The 17329-nt window shown below is 59.9% G+C and carries 15 protein-coding genes, 1 tRNA gene and 1 riboswitch; of the genes, 12 read left to right on the top strand and 4 right to left on the bottom strand.

The window, feature by feature from the left end; genetic code table 11:
- Positions 1-37: 37 nt before the first annotated feature.
- A riboswitch (cobalamin riboswitch) is annotated at positions 38-231 on the bottom strand.
- A 185-nt stretch (positions 232-416) separates the two neighbouring features.
- Positions 417-878, top strand: a complete 462-nt coding sequence (locus ACOYO3_RS01285) for a YbhB/YbcL family Raf kinase inhibitor-like protein (RefSeq protein ID WP_002518185.1) — start codon at positions 417-419, stop codon at positions 876-878.
- A gap of 232 nt (positions 879-1110) precedes the next feature.
- A complete protein-coding gene (locus ACOYO3_RS01280; protein ID WP_002519704.1) occupies positions 1111-2175 on the top strand; it encodes a cutinase family protein in 1065 nt (354 codons plus the stop codon).
- Between the two features lie 5 nt (positions 2176-2180).
- Here ACOYO3_RS01280 and ACOYO3_RS01275 read toward each other — a convergent pair whose 3' ends face one another.
- Positions 2181-2879, bottom strand: a complete 699-nt coding sequence (locus ACOYO3_RS01275) for a membrane protein (protein ID WP_002514571.1) — start codon at positions 2877-2879, stop codon at positions 2181-2183.
- Between the two features lie 139 nt (positions 2880-3018).
- Here ACOYO3_RS01275 and ACOYO3_RS01270 point away from each other — a divergent pair.
- From ACOYO3_RS01270 to ACOYO3_RS01240, 7 genes are all read left to right on the top strand, one after another.
- Positions 3019-3101, top strand: a tRNA-Leu gene (locus ACOYO3_RS01270).
- Positions 3102-3380: 279 nt separating this feature from the next.
- The gene (locus ACOYO3_RS01265) at positions 3381-3974 is read left to right on the top strand and encodes a hypothetical protein (protein WP_002519526.1); all 594 of its coding nucleotides are present in this window, start codon (positions 3381-3383) and stop codon (positions 3972-3974) included.
- A 278-nt stretch (positions 3975-4252) separates the two neighbouring features.
- Positions 4253-4423, top strand: coding sequence for a hypothetical protein (locus tag ACOYO3_RS01260; RefSeq protein WP_002516172.1), 171 nt, complete (start codon positions 4253-4255; stop codon positions 4421-4423).
- A 27-nt stretch (positions 4424-4450) separates the two neighbouring features.
- Positions 4451-5374, top strand: coding sequence for an alpha/beta hydrolase (locus ACOYO3_RS01255; RefSeq protein ID WP_073860679.1), 924 nt, complete (start codon positions 4451-4453; stop codon positions 5372-5374).
- A gap of 189 nt (positions 5375-5563) precedes the next feature.
- Positions 5564-7057, top strand: a complete 1494-nt coding sequence (locus tag ACOYO3_RS01250; RefSeq protein WP_002516237.1) for a polysaccharide deacetylase family protein — start codon at positions 5564-5566, stop codon at positions 7055-7057.
- A complete protein-coding gene (locus ACOYO3_RS01245) occupies positions 7054-7914 on the top strand; it encodes a TIGR03943 family putative permease subunit (RefSeq protein WP_002524470.1) in 861 nt (286 codons plus the stop codon). The genes ACOYO3_RS01250 and ACOYO3_RS01245 overlap by 4 nt, the downstream gene beginning before the upstream one ends.
- Complete coding sequence (locus ACOYO3_RS01240; RefSeq protein WP_002516276.1) at positions 7911-8834, top strand: permease; 924 nt, start codon at positions 7911-7913, stop codon at positions 8832-8834. The genes ACOYO3_RS01245 and ACOYO3_RS01240 overlap by 4 nt, the downstream gene beginning before the upstream one ends.
- 233 nt (positions 8835-9067) lie before the next feature.
- On the opposite strand, the gene ACOYO3_RS01235 is transcribed toward ACOYO3_RS01240, so the two are convergent.
- On the bottom strand, positions 9068-9247 hold the full coding sequence (locus ACOYO3_RS01235; protein ID WP_002519528.1) for a hypothetical protein: 180 nt from the start codon (positions 9245-9247) through the stop codon (positions 9068-9070).
- Between ACOYO3_RS01235 and ACOYO3_RS01230 the strand changes: the two genes are divergently transcribed.
- Positions 9162-10547 carry a polysaccharide deacetylase family protein gene (locus tag ACOYO3_RS01230; protein ID WP_023031397.1) on the top strand — a complete coding sequence of 462 codons (1386 nt, stop codon included), beginning with the start codon at positions 9162-9164 and terminating at the stop codon, positions 10545-10547. The two genes, ACOYO3_RS01235 and ACOYO3_RS01230, sit on opposite strands and share 86 nt — an antisense overlap.
- A 34-nt stretch (positions 10548-10581) precedes the next feature.
- Here ACOYO3_RS01230 and murJ read toward each other — a convergent pair whose 3' ends face one another.
- Both murJ and ACOYO3_RS01220 read right to left on the bottom strand, forming a co-directional pair.
- Positions 10582-12459: a murein biosynthesis integral membrane protein MurJ gene (gene murJ / locus ACOYO3_RS01225; protein ID WP_002519708.1), complete on the bottom strand. Its 1878-nt coding sequence runs from the start codon at positions 12457-12459 to the stop codon at positions 10582-10584.
- Positions 12416-13690 (bottom strand): aspartate kinase, encoded by a 1275-nt coding sequence (locus tag ACOYO3_RS01220; RefSeq protein ID WP_002514581.1) that lies wholly within the window; start codon positions 13688-13690, stop codon positions 12416-12418. Before ACOYO3_RS01220 ends, murJ begins: the two co-directional genes overlap by 44 nt.
- Before the next feature lie 187 nt (positions 13691-13877).
- On the opposite strand from ACOYO3_RS01220, the gene ACOYO3_RS01215 reads away from it, so the two are divergent.
- Complete coding sequence (locus ACOYO3_RS01215; protein WP_002514582.1) at positions 13878-16400, top strand: transglycosylase domain-containing protein; 2523 nt, start codon at positions 13878-13880, stop codon at positions 16398-16400.
- 1 nt (position 16401) lies between these two features.
- Complete coding sequence (locus ACOYO3_RS01210; protein WP_002519532.1) at positions 16402-17316, top strand: metallophosphoesterase; 915 nt, start codon at positions 16402-16404, stop codon at positions 17314-17316.
- Positions 17317-17329: the final 13 nt, after the last annotated feature.

Below are 17329 nucleotides of genomic sequence, written 5' to 3'. Positions count from 1 at the left end.
GCCCCGGGTCGTCCCGCGCGCCCGTTGTCGTACCGGGTCGTTGACCCGGGTACTGGCAGGTATTCGGACTTCAGGGCCCTCCGTCGTTAGACGGGTTCCTACCGAGCGACGCTTCCCAGCCAGCTGGCCAGTGCGTGATGTCGCCGTCGTTCCCTGTTACCGCTGCGGGGCAGTTCCGGTTTCCCACCGGATTCCCTCTTGCCTCCCATCACCGCCACACGAAGGGTTATCCCCTACATCTGGTGCCTGACGATGGGAACCAGCACAAGATAAAGGGTATACGCATTGGTGGCACACCTGCACGCGACCCCCCGAGTTGCCACGAAACAGCGCAGAGTCTGGCCTTACAAACCGGTTTTCCATCCTTGTAGCGGCGGCTGGCATGATGGACACACGCTCAGGGAAAGGACACTCCCATGAAGATCACCAGCACATCCATCACCGAGGGTCAGCCAATCGAACTGGCCTACGCCCACGCCGACGCGGGCGGCAAGAACATCAGCCCCCAGCTCAGTTGGACACCCGGCCCAGAGGGCACCAAGTCGTACGCCATCACCATCTACGACCCTGACGCCCCCACCGGATCAGGTTTCTGGCACTGGATTCTCGCCGATATCCCGGCCGACGTCACCTCTCTTGGCGAGGGCGGCCCGCTGCCCGCTGGGGTACGGGAGTGGACCAACGATTACCAGGAGGAGGGCTATTCCGGCGCCTGTCCGCCTCCCGGCCCCGCTCACCGTTACATCCACACTGTCCATGCCATGCCGACTGAACACCTCGACATTCCCGACGAGGCGGCAAACGTCCAAGTGCGCTTCGCCATCCACACCACCGAGTTGGACTCGGCGTCAATCACCGGAACCTTCCAGCAGTCCTGAGCCATCCTGTACCGATGAGGCAGGTGTCGCGGGTGTCCGCGGCACCTGCTTGACTGACATCGTGAAGGTTCGGCAGGCACTTCTCATCGTCCTTGTCCTTTTCGGCCTGGTTTCGGTGCCCCTTTCTGCCAGCGCCGCACCGCCAAGCCCTACTCCGACGACCACCAGTACCGCGTACGTCAGTGAGACCCCGACCTCACGGCCATCGGTTGACGGGGGCCCGGGAGCGGGTATGGGCTGGGATTCGACCCCGGTGTCCTCCGACATGGCCGCGAGAATGGACTGTGCTTCGGTCATGTTTGTAGGCGTGCGAGGGTCGGGGGAGACCCCGCCGTACGGCGACACGATTACGTCAATCCGTGACGCCCTAGCGCAAAAGTGGCGAGGCAAGGGGACCGTTCGTCAGGTGTACCTGAACTACCCGGCCGCTGACCCCCACACCTTGCAGAACACCCCGATGAGCTCTCTGCTCTTCGACTCCACGATGCCATCAACCGAATATTTCGATTCAGCAGCTCTGGGAGCCAAAAAACTCATCGCCTTGCTTAATACCGAGAAAAAGCAGTGCCCTAAGGAATGGGTGGTTCTCGCTGGTTTTTCCCAGGGGTCACAAGCCATCACGCAGGCCCTTGCTCAGACCGACACCCCACAGCGTCTAGCAGGTGCCATCCTGGTCGGAAACCCCGACCATTACCCCGGCCAGAACGTCCAGGAGGTCAGTGGAGACGCCGACCAGTCAGCAATTGGTATGGCCGCCATCCTCTACTACCTACGTGAGCGCGCGAATGCCACCCCGGGCGCTAATCGTGACGCCCAGATGCGGGCCATCATCGAAGCCACGCTTAGTCTGAGCCAAAACTCCATCAACCAGAAAGCCCTCGATGCCGACATGTCGAAGGCCGGAGCTGCAATTCCAGCGGAGGCATACCCGGAAACGTATTCGGTGTGCATGAAGGGTGATCCGGTCTGCGATACCGCACCGGCCCTCACACGCATCCTCACCTTGCAGTCGACTTGGCAGGACGAACTCAATCAAGGCCGTCCGATTCACATGGGCTACACCCGCACAGTCATGGAAGGGGCGTTGGACCGCATTGCTCAGCGTATTAACGCCATCGGTGCCGCCGAGGCAAAGGGGACTCCCCTGCCTCACGGGTCGACGGTGGCGGTGACGACTCGCGACTGGGGACCGCTTCAGATCGGCGTGGCTGTGGGTGCAGGTGTTGCTGGGCTAGGGGCGGGCTGGCTCTTGGGACGTGCCGGTCGACGTCGTCAGCGTCGCCGCCGTTGGCACTAAACGGGTTAAATCTCGAAGAACCACTGCCCCGTGGCCACAACGCCAATGACATCGGCCAGCAGAAGAATACCGAAGGCTGCCAGAAGAGCTGAGATACCGCGGCGGACTGCCACCGCGTGACTTTCTCGAATACCCGTCACCATGCTGGCGACACGATCTGGTCCGCCAATGAGATACGCGATCACCAGGACAATCAGCAGACTATGGCTACAGGCGACCCAAATTAGCGATTCGACGACAGCCCAGCTCTGATGCGGAAGATGAGCAGCGTGTACCAGCATCGCCCAGAACGCTGGGTCGATGAGGGACGACAGTCCTACGAGAAGACCGCTGACAGCCAGAGCTCGAGGCGCCGTCGAGCGTGGCGCTGCAGAAGTATCCCCCCCGAAATCCTTCGTCGGCGCACCCGGACGCGATCGCCACGCCGCCCAGGCAACAAACACCACACCAAGGACGGTCACGAGGCACACCCACACCACGTGGGGGACGTGGAACCCATGGACGCCCAACCGAGTAAGCAGCGCTCCCAGACCAAGCACCCCGGCAATCCCAAAACCAGCGGAGGTCCCTACCGAGGTGACGAGGAGAGTCACGACCCCGCGCCGCCTGACCCCGAGCCCGAGTGCTGCCAACAGCACCAGGGACCCCAACGGATCGAATCCGGCGATACCGAGGGCGAAAGCCGCAGCGAGGAAAGACAGCACAGGGAAAGGCTACTCGGTAGCCATTTTTCGAATGGCATGAACTGCCCCCGCGTCGCGCAACAGAGAAGCTCCCTCAATTTCACTTCCATGCCATCTTCGTGCTACCATCTTTGGGTTGGGTTTGCCAGGTGAGCCCGATGCGCGAGTGGCGGAATGGCAGACGCGCTGGCTTCAGGTGCCAGTGTCCCTTGGGACGTGGAGGTTCAACTCCTCTCTCGCGCACAACGAATAAGAAGCCTCGGATCGAAGTCCGGTTCGAGGTTTTATTACGCTTGTATTTCATCACACGTGTAGTGCACTCGCTCCCGCATTCGTCAGCTGAGGGGGCTCTCGAGGCGTTTTAATCGGCTTTTTTGCCCACCATGGTGGCCGTTCGGCTTCCGTTAACAGACGAAAGTGCACCAACCTCGCTACGAAGTGGACCTGAGAGAACCCTTATTCCTACTTTATGTGGTGTCCGCCGGACAAAGCCGGCGCGAGCACCTCATCGGGTGCCGACTCATGGACAAGAGAGGACACACCATGATCAAGAACCGCCTCGTCGCCGCTGGAGCAGCAGCTGCCCTCGCAACTGGTACCGCCCTCATGGCTGTGCCGGCCCACGCTGCCACTCCGGCCCCTGCCCCCACCCCTGCCCCCTCTGCTCCTGCCAAGCCGGGCATCAACGTCTCGAAGCTGCCGATCCACATCGATTTCGACTGCCTCAAGAAAAATGCCCAGGAGCGTCACCAGATCGAGCTCAAGATCGCCAAGATCCTCGTCAAGGACGGCACCGCCAAGTCCAAGGCTGTGGCCGTTGATTCCGCCAAGGAGATCATCGATACCGTTCTCAAGGACCCGAGCCTGCTGGCCAAACCGGGTGCCCTCGTGACCAAGATCGTCAAGATCATTACCGACAATGCTCTCAAGGCTTTCGGCGACACCACCGCCCTCGGCGATCTCAAGCAGCTCGCTCAGGACATCGTCAACAACCTTAAGGCCGCCAAGGCTTGCTTCGTCATTAACATCCCGGGGCAGCCCCCGAAGATCCAGCATGTCGGCCATCTCGGCGACCTCCAGTCCGCCGCTTGGCTTCCGGCCAGCCAGGTCCGCTGAGTATCGCTAACTCTCACGGTAACGCCATAAACCGAGCGACCATGTGACTCATGTTGCCCGACATGAATGGGGCTGCGGGTTTTCCCGCAGCCCTTTGTCACGTCCCCGCTTCACATGCGTAGGTGCAGCACTTATGTGCACATGACACTGACTGACATGCACGTCTAACCAAGTTCGTATGCGTACACGTCCCCAAGCCATCAGATGAGCCTCCATTCATCTAGTGTCAAGGCTACGGCCATTAAGGCACAAACATCACATGCAAAGGAGCGTGGGACATGACCTTCACCAAGAAGCTGAGCGCACTGGCCATTGCGGGCACTATGGCTATTACCGGAGCCTCTATAGCGACAGTTCCGGCTGTGGCTGCTGACAAAGCTCCAGCCCCGGCCACTGCCACCGTCCAGTCGAAACTCATCACCGGGTACACCACCAGCACTGATCAGTAGGGCACCAAGCTCTTCTTCCGCAAGAACATCGTCCCCAACGCTAAGGGTGCCGTCGTCATCGTCCACGGCGCAGCTGAACACTCCGGCCGCTATGACTACCTGGCTAAGCGTCTCAACGACGCCGGCTACTCAACCTACCGCTTCGATCACCGCGGGCATGGTCGTAGCGCGCGCCCATACGTCGACAACGCCATCCCACGTGGCCACATCGACGATTGGAGCAACCTCGTCAACGACGTGCACCAGTTCGTGCAAATCGCCCACCAGGAAAACGCCGGCAAAAAGGTGTTCCTCTTCGGGCACTCCATGGGTAGTTTCGCCGTCCAATCCTACGGCGCTAAGTACCCGGGAACCGTTGCCGGCATCGTGAGCAACGGTGGTGGCATTGCCGTCAACCCATGGGGCCGCGACACCGAAGGGCCGGAGAAGGTCACCGCACACGACCTCACCGACGCCGAGAAGAACGCCGCACCCACGATCAGCCAACTCCTGCCGATGGATAAGCTCACCAGCTTTAACGGCATCCTGCTGACCCAAGCGGTGCGCCATCCCAAGGCCATCCACCTGCCCTCGACCGCCGCCGAGGCCTTCATCCAGTTCAAGAACCCGCTGGCGAACGGCGTTTGCACCGACCCGGCCGTCATCGAGGACTACAAGAAGGATCCCCTCAACAACAAGTACATGAGCCTCGGCATGGTCAAGCAGATGGGCGTCGCACAGGTGTACAACACCTTTAACGCTCCATCCTTTAGCGAGCCGACCCTTATCATGCACGGCGCCAACGACGGCATCGTCCCCTCGTACTTCGACGTCAACTGGTACAACGCCATTGGCTCTAAGGACAAGAAGATCATCGAGTGGGAAGGCCTGATGCACGAGACCATCAACGAGCCCGTCAAAGATCAGGTCGACGATACGATCATCAACTGGATTAACGCTCACAACAAGTGAGCACTACTCAATGATGTCCTCATAGCGGCTGAGCCCAGGTATTCCCTGGGCTCAGCCGGTGCCGTTATACGATCACTAGGTAAGTGATAAATCACCATCACGTGGCATTACAGCGCGGCTTGAGCATCGTCACCACGACCCGCTCGTCATTGCTTCGGTGAGCCACACATACGAGGTAAGGTCTCCTCCATGTTGCCGAAACCTAACCTTCCTCTGCGGGTCACAGCCGTCGCACTCACGACCTGCCTAGCGCTCAGCGCCTGCTCCTCCCATAGCGATGTGAAGAACCCCAGCCAGTCCGGCAGTTCCTCCACTGCTGGCGTATCAAACGCCACCTTGGCGAAGATTCCAGCCGCTCAGGCCGGGGCAACGGACATCACCTTCAATGCCGCCCCCGAGAAGGTCAAGGCCATCTTCCCGCGCTTCGCAAAGGCGCGGAACCTCAGCACCGCAGTAGAGGTCGTCAAAGGGCGCATGCTGCGCGATTCCTGGCAGCAAAACGCTTCTGACGTCAACGTCACCTCCCAGATCATTGCCTCCAATGACGCCGCATTGGGCGTGCTGGTGACCAACCAGACCACTATCGCCGGTAAGAAGCAGACGATTCCGGCCACCATCTGGTACTCGACCGCAGCCCAGCAGTCATACTCCTCTCCCGCCCTCGTCAAGCCCGACAAATGGGCTGACCTGACGACAGCGCTGCAGGATGCTGGCAAGGATCAGTCCCTCGACGGCGGAAAAATTGCCGCGGCCGTCAAGGCGAAATCGGCCCCGTATGGCAGCGGCCCCGCCCTCGGTTTTAGCCACAACGGTGACCTCTTGGCCAGCTTTGCCTCGGGAGTCGTCACCGATAAGGCCGTCACCCTCGTCGTTCCCAGCGACAAAACGAAGGGAATGCTCAGCAACTTCGGCACCCAGGCTCAGAAAGCCTCAACAAATCCCGGCACGTTCACTGGAACTACCTCCCAGCCCGTAGATGAGTCCCTCAAAGCCACGGACACGAGTGGTCGCCCACCAACAGCCGTCGGCCCGGACTGTCGGGTACTGCACTGCGTCGCAGTCACCTATGACGATGGCCCCAGCGCCATGACCCCAGAACTTCTCAACACCATCAAGAAGTTCAAGTTGTCTATCACCTTCTTCGAGATGGGCAACAGCATCATGGCCTTCCCAAATACGGCCCAGAAGGTGGCTGCCGCCGGCATGGAGATCGGCAACCACACAGTCACCCACCCGAATCTTCCGGCGAAGACCCCGGATCGCATCCGTCGTGAACTGGAGCACAACTCGCAGCTCATTAAGCAGTTCACCGGGGCCACTCCGCTGTTGTTCCGCCCACCCTATGGCGCTCACAACGACACTGTTGACAAGGTCGCCAAGGACAATGGCATGGCAATCATTCAGTGGCAGATTGACAGCGAAGACTGGAAGAACCGCAACCCTGAGATGACGTATAAGAACGTCATGACCGCGCTGCCGTACACCGCACCTATCGTCCTTGAACACGACATCCAGAAGGCATCAATCGACGCCGCCCCGCAGATCTATAAGGATCTTGAAGCAAAGGGCAAGACCATCGTCAGCGTCAGTGAACTGTCCCTCAACACCGGGGGTTACCAGGCCGGTCACGCTTACTGCAATGGAACGGTCAAGCCACAAAGCGGCTATAACTGCAAAGGATGAGGATCCGACCGGGGGGGCGCACGGCTGTAGAAGGTCTCACTCTGCTGGCCTGTGCTGCGCTGGGGTTCTACCTGCTGCTCAGTGGCCGCGTTCACCTGTTCGTCGGCACCATCATCACGACCCTGCTGTGGGTTGCGTGTCCGGTCCTGACGGTCATGGGCTTGTGGACCCTGGCCCACGCGGTTCGTCACCCGAATACCACAGGGCATCATCGTGCTCGGATCGGACTACTTATCGTTGCCCCTGTCGCCCTGGGATTATTCGTCCCGCTAGAGCCACTAACCCTGCTCGGAGCGGCGAGTTACCGTCCCGCAGTGCGGGGCACCTCGTCATCTCCGGCTCACTCGAGCTCGTGGAATAACGGTTTACCGGCGGCTCCTACGTCGATATCCCCGGTAGCTATCGACCCCAAGACCGGAAAAACCGTCGGCGGATACGACAACGGCGGCGACAACATCGGGTCTGACCGCAACGGCCCTATGGGTCCACCACCGGCCCAATGGCCCGCTCTCAAAGGCAATCCGGCTGAACTCACCATCTACGACTACGTGCAACGGGCTGATGATCCCCGCGGTATCGCCACGCTTAAAGGCAGAAAATTGACGATGATCGGCTTCGTCAGTGCCGCCCCAGAAGACCCAGCTCATGCCTGGGTGCTGGCCCGACTCAAAATGTGGTGCTGCGTGGCCGACGCACTGCCGTTCATGACGACGATGGTGGGAGCCTCGTCTCGTCCCACCGGCGGTTCGTGGATCCGCGTCACCGGCACGTACCTGCCTAGTTCCCCCAACGGCGACACTCGCTTCAGGGTGGAACGCATCGACCAGATCCCGGTACCGGAGAACCCGTATATATGAGCGAGCTGCCTCCCCAGGTAAATGCCTGGCTCGTGATCTTCATCGGTATCTGGCTACAGGCCGTACCCTTCCTGCTCTTGGGAACGATCATCTCATCGACCCTAACAGCCTTCCTCAAACCGCAAGCTCTGGCCCGTTTCCTGCCACGTCAAACTGCCTTGGCCGTAGTGGTCGCGGGGCTTGCCGGCATCGCCCTTCCCGCCTGCGAGTGCGCCTCGGTGCCCACCACCAAGTCCTTGGTCAGGGCAGGCGTACCGACAGCCGCAGCCCTCACCTTTATGGTGGCTTCCCCGGCCATCAATCCGGTCGTCATAGCAGCCACCGCGGTTGCCTACACCGTCAATCCTCGGATGGCTGTAGCGCGGTTCATCGCCGGATTGTTGGCCGCCGTCCTCATTGGTTTGGGGTGGATCTGGCTAGGGCGTCCTCTCCGCGGGGTTGATGACGGCTCCCCGGGATCTGCCTGCGAGGAGGCCTGCGGACTACATGACCACCAACCGCGCACCATGTCCGCAATGGCCGAGACCTTCCGCAGCGAGCTAACTCACGATTTCATCCAATCCTGCGGCTTCCTCGTCATTGGTGCGGCGATCGCTGCCACCGTCAAGGTCTGTGTTCCGATCGCCTGGATGCAGGCTTTGACGATCAACGTTGTAGTGGAGGCAGCAGTATTGAGCCTGCTAGCCGTCATCGTCGCCCTGTGCTCAGAAGCCGACGCCTTCATGGCTGTTTCTCTGACGAGTTTCTCCCCCACCGCCCAGCTGGCCTTCCTGGCGATCGGACCGATCGTTGACGTCAAGCTGATGGCTATGGAGGGCGGGGCCTTTGGTGCTGGGTTCCTTAAACGGTTCGTCCCGCTGGCAACGTGCTGCTGCTTCGTCTCAGCAATCCTCATTGGTGCTCTCATCTTTTCCTCATAGCCAACCTGCACTGATGACCACAACTGGCACGAACCAGTGACAGAGTGTGCCCCAATATCGCCAGTCATCTGAGAATTCGAAGAACTCTCCCAGAATATCGGCGACGCTCGGCGTTGTGATTCTTCCCTACTTGAGCAGAGCCTTAATCTATAAATCGTGAGTGCCTCCCCGCGTCGCTCGATTCGAGCCCTGGCCATCGCCTTGGTTGCCCTGCTCTCACTTGGAGCCTGCTCTCACGACGACGGGGACCCCAACGCCTCGCCCTCAGACATCCGGTCAACCATGAAATCCACCTCCGTGGCCAGCGACCATGTCTCAGGGGCGTCGATGACATCAACGTCCTTCCGCAAGCCGTCAGACATTTCCATCAAGGTCCCAACTATCACCACCGCCCGTAATCTCAGCCAGGCCATCGAGGTCGTCCGTGAGCGCACCCTACGCGGCGCTGCATGGGATTCGGCTACGAAGGTCACTATGACCGGCCATTTCATCTCCTCGACAACTGACCTACTTGGGGTCGAGTTGCAGGCTGAAGTGACGAAGGGCAAAACAACCTCTCAGTCCACAACGACGTTGTGGTACGACGCCACAATGAAACAAACCCTGTCAGCGAGCGCCCTCATCTCGTGGCCCGGTTGGCCAAAGTTCAGCCAGGAAGTTGTTAAATCTGCCCATGCCGATGGCCTCAACGGCAAGAAGGCTGAGGCGGCCCTCCAGCAACCGCAAGCCCCCTATGGCACCGGACCTGCACTGTCATTTGACTCCAAGGGGGACCTGCTTGTGAAGTTCCCGGCGGGAGCTATCGATAGCGTTCAACGTACTGTTCTCATCGATTCCAAGGCCGTCTCTCCGACGCTCAGTGGGCTCGGCCAGAAGGCCCTCGGCGCCTCACTACACCCGACGTCGTTCACCGGTACCCCGTCAACGGATGCGACATGGTTTACCAAACTCAAGACGAGCCCGAAACCAGCAGATTCTCCGAACACCAGGCCCCTCCCGGGCGACCCGGCCACCAAAACGAGCAGCACACCGACCCACCCCTCAACGGCAATTGGTGTCGACTGCATCGTCGAAAACTGTGTGGCCCTGACCTATGACGACGGACCCGCTGATACTACTGCGAAGGTCATTGATGGTTTCACTCACGCGAAAGCCGCCGCCACCTTCTTCCTGCTCGGGACCAACGTTGACAACCACCCAGACACCTCCACCTTGCTGGCCGGCTCCGGTTTCGAGGTTGGCAGTCACTCGGCCAGCAACCGAACTCTGACGACACTCGGGCCTCGGGGCCGCACAGCTGAGATCACCGATGCCGTCAATGCCCTAAGTAAGCTCACTGGACGACCGACGATGCTCTTCCGTCTGCCGTATGGTGCGCACAACGAGCAGATCGATGCCGCGATGGCCAAACAGAATCTGGCCATGGTCAACTGGACCGCCGATTCCAATGACTGGCAGAACCGTAACGCCGGCAAGATCACCAAGACGGTGACCGAGTACGCCACGACCTACACCCAGCCGATCATCGTGCTGCACGACACCTATTCGTCAACAGCCGACGCGACCAGCGGGATAATCGAAGCGCTCCGTCACAAGGGCATGACACTCGTCACCGTCTCTGAGTTGACCGTCAATACTGGTGGCCTCGAAACCGGCAAAGTTTACTGCCGTGGTACTGCCGTCAACCAGAATGGCTTCGGCTGTCACAACTGACACGATCTATCGGTCACAGATCGTCAGCCCTGCCTTAGCTCCGGCGCATCACCTTACGCAACATAGGATTCAGCAAGTCCAAGACCTCGACAATGCGCAATATCTTCGCCAGGACGAGGAATAGGGCAACGAACAGCACCCCGCCGATCAAGGTACCGCCAGCGTGACCGACCCACGCGCCATGACCCGCAGCGTCGATCCCATGAGCGACGAGGTATGTCGGAACCGCAGCAACGATCGAGGCCACAGCGAGCTTGGTCCACAGTCGGTTAACCTCTCCCATGCCAATACCGCCGAGCTGGCGAGAAGCCACCACCAGCCACGCCACCGCTCCAACAAGGTTGGCAATGGTCTGAGCAGCCGCCACGACGACAAGGGCATGCTGAGGCGGAAAGACGAACATCGTCACCAAGATGATGAGCTGGACGCCCGTAGTAACCGCCTGCATGATGAGGTTGAGCTTGCCGTCCTCGCGGGCGAAGCAGTAGCGCTGCTGCAGGGTAGCGATACCGAAGGGCAGCAGGCCCACCCCCATGACCGCCACGGCTCGTGCCAACGACCCGACCTGACCAGGTTCCAGCGAGAACACTGTCTGCACGCCGGGGCGGGCCAGCACGACCATCGCCAGCGAACATGGGATGATCGCTAGGGCTGGCATTTCCAATCCCTGACGCAGCAGCTTTTTCATGGCGGAATTGCTGCCGTCGGCATTAGCCCGGCTCATTCGTGGGAAGAGTGCAGTAAGAATTGACGTCGTGATGAAGCTCTGCGGCAGCATAAAGATCAGGAAGGCGTTGTCGTAGGCACTAATCGACGACGACACCTCCGGGTGCACCAGGCGTACGTGGGACAGCATCTTCTTCATGATGATGCCGGCGAACTGAGCGATGACCAGTGCGGTGAAGGTCCACACCGTGATACGCGCGGCAGCTCCCAGACCGTAGCCGCGGATTCCCCAGCGAGGACGCCACCGGAACCCGCCGCGATGCAACGGGATGATGAGGAACAAGCCCTGGATGATGATGCCCAAGGTCGTCGTTCCGGCCAATACCCACACCATCTCAGGGGTCCAGGTAGCGGGGTCAGGATGGGCTCCGAATTGCACCAGGAACCACACCAGTCCGGCAATCTGAATGACGTTCGCCAGCACCGGACTCCACATGAAAGCAGCAAATTGGTTGCGTGCGTTAAGTACCTGGCCGAGGATCGCGTAGAGACCGTAGAAGAAGATCTGCGGCATGCATATAAACCCGAAGAAAATGGTGAGGTGACGAGTCGCCCCACTCGATGAGAAATAGAGATCCAAGAGCCATGGCGAGGCCAACGTCGCCACAGTGGTAACGACGAGCACTGACGCGAACGACACCGTCAGCAATCGATCGACGAACTCTTGACCACCGTCTGGCTGCTTCATGGCCCTGGTGATCTGCGGAATAAGGATGGCATTGAGTACTCCCGCACTGAGCAGGATGAACACAACATTTGGCAGGGTGTTAGCGGCCTGGAAAGCGTCGAGGGTTAATGAAGTACCAGCCGCAATGACGGTGAGCAAGTATGTGCGGACGAATCCCAGAATCCTCGACACCATCGTGCCGGCAGCCATGACGATGCTGGCGCGACGCAACGACCCCTCAGCAGGAGCCTCGGGGGCAGCCGACGTTGCTGGGGAGGTGATGACCCCGGAGATAACCCGGGTGCGATCGAAGTCCTCGTCGGCGCCAAACCGCCTCAGGCTACGGCGAGAAACATCGGCACCGAAAGTGACGGCGTCAATGTCGAGGCTGTCATAAACGTCTACTGGCGGGGCAGCCTCCGGAAGACGGAGAAGGTCATAAACGTCGTCATCATGGGATTCAGGCATGGTCGCCTTAACGGCCGGTCCCGGCGTAGACGACGGCCTCGCCTTCAGCATCGAGCCCGAAGGCGGTATGAGCAACGCGAACGGCCTCGTCAACCTGATCGGCATCCACAACCACCGAGATGCGAATCTCGGAAGTCGAGATCATCTGCAAGTTAATGCCGCAGTCGGCCAAAGCACGGAAGAACGTCGAGGTGACCCCGGGGTGAGTCCTCATGCCCACGCCGACCACCGATACCTTGCCAATCTGGTCGTTGTACAGGATCTGCTCGTAGCCCAACTCGTCCTTGACGGCGGTCAGGGCGCGGACTGCCGTGGGTCCGTCATTCATCGGCAAGGTAAAGGAGAGGTCCGTACGCCCATTCATAACCCGCGAGGCATTCTGCACAATCATGTCGATATTGATGTCAGCGTGAGCGATGATCTCGAAGATCTGGGCAGCTCGACCCACCGCGTCAGGAAGACCGGCGATGGTGATCTTGGCCTCCGAGCGGTCATGGGCCACCCCGGAGATGATGGCCTCTTCCATGTCAGATCCCTTCGTGATGTCGGTAGGGTCCTTGACCCAGGTGCCGGGTTTGTCAGAGAACGAGGAACGTACGTGCACTGGCACGTCCTCACGGCGGGCGTATTCGACGCAACGCAGATGGAGGATTTTGGCACCGCAAGCGGCCATTTCGAGCATCTCCTCGTAGGAGATCTCAGGAATGCGTCGGGCACCCTTGACGATCCGTGGATCAGCAGTAAAGACACCGTCGACGTCAGAGTAGATCTCACAAAAATCAGCGCCCAGGGAGCTGGCCAGGGCGACCGCAGTGGTGTCAGACGCCCCCCGCCCTAGGGTGGTGACGTCCTTAGTTGTTTGGGAAACCCCCTGGAATCCCGCGACAATGACGAGGTCTCCGGCCTCCAAAGACTTCTCAATTCGCCCGGGGGTAATGTCAATAATGCGGGCATTGCCGTGGGCCGCGGTCGTAATAACTCCAGCCTGAGAACCGGTGTACGAGCGTGCCGGGATACCCACGTCAGACAGAGCCATCGCGAGCAGGGCAGCGGACTGCCGCTCACCCGTCGTCAGGAGCATGTCGAGTTCCCGGGGAGCGGGCTGTGGGGAAACCTCCAAGGCGAGGTCCATCAGGTCGTCAGTGGTGTCACCCATAGCCGAGATGACGACGACAATGTCATTGCCCGCCTGCTTTGTGGCGGCAATACGGCGCGCCACGCGCTTAATCGATGCGGCATCGGCCACTGAGGACCCGCCGAACTTCTGGACGACTCGCGTCATCAACCCTCCTGCCAGGTTCGGACACCAAAGTCTAACCGGCGACAGTACGGCGACCCCGCCGTACACGGGAGCGCCGCAGTCTATTGCGTGACGCCGTGACGCAAAGGCTGTCAGGCGCGATTGCCACGATAGTAGGAACAGGGAGTAAACCCAGGAAAGACTTGCCGCTGACCCAGGTAACTCGGGTATGTCTGAAGCCTCACGTATTCTTGGGTACATGCGCTCAGACAGGCACGGCAAGCTCTACCCCCTGGCCATGTTCGGAATCGTAAGTATCCTGACCGGACTGCTAATGGCTGGATTCGTTGTGCCCCTGGCGGCTTTAACCGGCGGAACGGCCAAGATGGTTGCCAGTAGCATGGAGGACCTACCTCCCGAATTGATGAGCACACCGCAGGCTCAAAAGTCCCACATTCTGATGGCCGATGGATCGGTACTAGCCACCTTCTACGACGAGAACCGCGAATACGTTCCGTTGTCAAAGATCTCCAAGCAGATGCAAACGGCCCAGGTCGCTATCGAGGACAACCGATTCTTCTCCCATGGTGCGATCGACCTCAAAGGCACCGCTCGCGCCCTAGCGACAAACATCGCCGGATCAGCCCGGCAGGGCGGATCAACTCTGACCCAGCAGTACGTCAAGCAGATCCGTATCGAGGCTGCCGTAGCTGCGGGCAATGAGGAGGGCGTGCAAGCCGCCCAGGAGCCGACGATCACCCGAAAGATACAAGAGTTGCGCTATGCGGTGGCTATGGAGAAGAAGCTCTCTAAGAAACAGATCCTGGAGCGCTACCTCAATATCGCCTATTTCGGTGACGGTGCCTACGGCGTCGAGTCTGCAGCTCATCACTACTTTGGGACCACAGCCGCCAACCTTGACCTCGCCCAGTCGGCGATGCTAGCTGGCCTGGTACAGAACCCGGTCGCCTACGACCCAGTAAACCACCCAGAGGCAGCCATGAACCGCCGCAATATCGTGCTGGCACGTATGGCCCAACTTAACCTCATCAGCGCTGACCAAGCTCGGAAGGCCGAGGCGACCGTCTTCGACAAGTCGAAGGTCTTTTATCCGAAAAACGGCTGCATCTCATCGAAGTACCCGTTCATCTGCGACTACGCGTATCGCAGCTTGTTGCAGATGCCGAGTCTGGGCAAGAACCCCGAGGAGCGGGCCAAGATGGTCAAGCGTGGTGGATTGACAATCCAGACGAGTATTGACCCAAAGGTTCAGGATGCCGCCCAGAACGCCGTCTCGAACGTCGTCGGGCCCAAGGACCCAGTTCTTGCCGGAACAGCCATCGTCCAGCCGGGCACCGGCTTGCTCATGGCGATGGCACAGTCTCGTCCCATCATGGGCGACAAGCCCGGGCAAACCTACTACAACTACATGGCACCGGCCTCAATGGGCGGAGCCACTGGTTTCCAGGCAGGGTCGACTTTCAAGGCCTTCACGACGGCTGCGGCCATTGCCAAGGGCATACCCATGAGCAAGCATTACACCGCATCCTCTCCCATGGACTTCACCGGCGAAAAGTTCACCAGCTGTAAGGGCACCTTTAAGTCGGGGCCGTTCCGGGTGCGCAACTCAACCGGACACTCGTGGAACATCGGCTTGCGTGAGGCGGCCGCGTGGTCGGTTAACACCTACTTTGTCCAGCTAGAGCAGGACGTCGGTATGTGCGGGGTCACCAAAATGGCTCAGGACAGTGGCGTGAAACTCTCTAGCGGTAAGGACATCGTCAAGACCTTCCAGAAGGTGCCATCGTTTACCCTCGGTACTGCTTATGTGTCCCCACTGTCCATGGCTTCGTCCTATGCGTCCTTCGCCTCACGTGGCATTCAGTGCGACCCCATTATTCTCACGTCGGTTAAGAATCGCGATGGTTCACCTCTTAAGGTCCCGACCGGCAATTGCAAGCGAGTCATGCCGCAGAAGGTTGCTGACGGCGTTAACTCGGTGCTTTCAGGTGTCATGGACGCCACGGGTATGCCCGCGAGGATTCCAGGTGGTTATCCGCAGGCCGGCAAGACAGGTACCACCGACGCCCATGAGGCTGCCTGGTTCGACGGGTATACCCCGCAGGCTGCCGGTGTAGCGATGATCGCTGCCGATGGTGGAAACTCCTACTTCCGTGGCGATAAGTCCCGCTCGATCAAGGGCATCCGGACCTCTACCGGGGTCTACCTCAACGGTTCTGGTGGTAGCGACGCCGGCAAGATCTACCGTGCGGCGATGGCCGGCGCCCTCCAAGGCAAGCCCAAGACAGAGTTCGTAGCTCCCACCGACGAGGTGCGCTACGGCAAGCTCATCAAGATTCCCAGCACTGACGGGATGACCTATCCCCAGGCCAAAGCTGCCATTCTTAAGGCGGGATTCCGCACCAAAGTGTGGCATGTATGGGACGACTCAGAGCCCGGTACCTACCTCGGCACGGATCCCGAGGGGTCAGCCCACGCCGGAGCCGCCGTCACCCTCAAAATATCGAAGGGCCCGAAGCCAGCCCCTAAACCGACCTACGCTCCTCCGCAGCCGCCACAAAACCAGCCAAACAACCCCGGCAATGAGCAGCCCGGTGGCCAGCAGAACAACCCACCCGGCGATAATACCGCGGGTAATAATGGCGGCACCGAGGGTAATAATGGCGGCGATTACGGGGGTAACACCGGAGGTGGTCAACAGAACCCGCCCGGAACGACGGGACCTCGCTGACATGAGAGCCGCCATGAAGACGGGCTTCACAGCGGTCGCTAGCGTTATTGGGGTCGGCGTTGCAGGTCTGGCCTACGGTGTAATCGAAGCGCATCGATTTGTGGTGCGTCACGTCGAGGTGCCGGTATTAAAGCCCGGCAGCTCACCGTTGCGCATACTGCATATGTCAGACTTACATCTGCTAGCCCGCCAGGAGACCAAGCGGCGGTTCATTCGTCAACTCGACGCTCTCAATCCTGACCTTGTCATCAACACCGGCGACAACTTTTGCTCGGCCGACTCGCTCCAGCCACTTCTCGACGACATGTCGGGGCTGCTACAGCGGCCTGGGACATTCGTCTTTGGGTCCAATGACTACCTGGTACCAAAGTTCAAGAACCCGTTCTCGTACCTCCTATGGGGACGCTCTCAGCAAGCCACCGAACCAGTGCCAGAGCTTCCCCATGAGGAACTTCGTCAGGCTTTCACCTCTGCGGGATGGCTCGACCTCAACGACAAGTCCGAAACGCTGGAGGTGGCCGGTCACCGGTTGACTTTGCGCGGTACTGACGACGCCCATCACGACCGCGACCATTACGAGGAGGTGGCTGGCCCACCTGACGGCGAGGCGGACCTCAATATCGGCGTCACCCATGCCCCGTATCTCAAGATTCTCGACGCCATGGTTAGCGATGGTATGGACATCGTTTTCGCGGGTCACACTCATGGCGGACAGGTATGCCTGCCCTTCACCGGAGCCATTATCACCAACTGTGATTTAGACACTGAACGCGCCAAAGGGCTGTCTCAGCACGGCCGCGGCGGACACACCGGGTGGCTGCACGTGTCGGCCGGATTGGGATGCTCCCCCTTCGCTCCGTACCGGACTTTCTGCCGGCCGGAGGCCACCCTGCTTACCCTCGTTCCCCGACCCTGACAGGGCCAGCTTG

Source organism: Cutibacterium sp. KBN10P07758, from assembly GCF_050286205.1.
Taxonomy (GTDB): Bacteria; Actinomycetota; Actinomycetes; order Propionibacteriales; family Propionibacteriaceae; genus Cutibacterium; species Cutibacterium acnes.
Note: the sequence above shows the minus strand (reverse complement) of the source record. Positions and strands in the feature narration are given on the sequence as shown.

What these genes read in the sequence shown, in the direction of transcription:
- ACOYO3_RS01285 (WP_002518185.1), top strand. Translation starts at nt 417, where the DNA reads ATGAAGATCACCAGCACATCCATCACCGAGGGTCAGCCAATCGAACTG.
- ACOYO3_RS01280 (WP_002519704.1), top strand. Translation starts at nt 1,111, where the DNA reads ATGGGCTGGGATTCGACCCCGGTGTCCTCCGACATGGCCGCGAGAATG.
- ACOYO3_RS01265 (WP_002519526.1), top strand. Translation starts at nt 3,381, where the DNA reads ATGGACAAGAGAGGACACACCATGATCAAGAACCGCCTCGTCGCCGCT.
- ACOYO3_RS01260 (WP_002516172.1), top strand. Translation starts at nt 4,253, where the DNA reads ATGACCTTCACCAAGAAGCTGAGCGCACTGGCCATTGCGGGCACTATG.
- ACOYO3_RS01250 (WP_002516237.1), top strand. Translation starts at nt 5,564, where the DNA reads ATGTTGCCGAAACCTAACCTTCCTCTGCGGGTCACAGCCGTCGCACTC.
- ACOYO3_RS01245 (WP_002524470.1), top strand. Translation starts at nt 7,054, where the DNA reads ATGAGGATCCGACCGGGGGGGCGCACGGCTGTAGAAGGTCTCACTCTG.
- ACOYO3_RS01240 (WP_002516276.1), top strand. Translation starts at nt 7,911, where the DNA reads ATGAGCGAGCTGCCTCCCCAGGTAAATGCCTGGCTCGTGATCTTCATC.
- ACOYO3_RS01230 (WP_023031397.1), top strand. Translation starts at nt 9,162, where the DNA reads ATGACATCAACGTCCTTCCGCAAGCCGTCAGACATTTCCATCAAGGTC.
- ACOYO3_RS01235 (WP_002519528.1), bottom strand. Translation starts at nt 9,247, where the DNA reads ATGGCCTGGCTGAGATTACGGGCGGTGGTGATAGTTGGGACCTTGATG.
- murJ (WP_002519708.1), bottom strand. Translation starts at nt 12,459, where the DNA reads ATGCTGAAGGCGAGGCCGTCGTCTACGCCGGGACCGGCCGTTAAGGCG.
- ACOYO3_RS01220 (WP_002514581.1), bottom strand. Translation starts at nt 13,690, where the DNA reads ATGACGCGAGTCGTCCAGAAGTTCGGCGGGTCCTCAGTGGCCGATGCC.
- ACOYO3_RS01215 (WP_002514582.1), top strand. Translation starts at nt 13,878, where the DNA reads ATGTCTGAAGCCTCACGTATTCTTGGGTACATGCGCTCAGACAGGCAC.
- ACOYO3_RS01210 (WP_002519532.1), top strand. Translation starts at nt 16,402, where the DNA reads ATGAGAGCCGCCATGAAGACGGGCTTCACAGCGGTCGCTAGCGTTATT.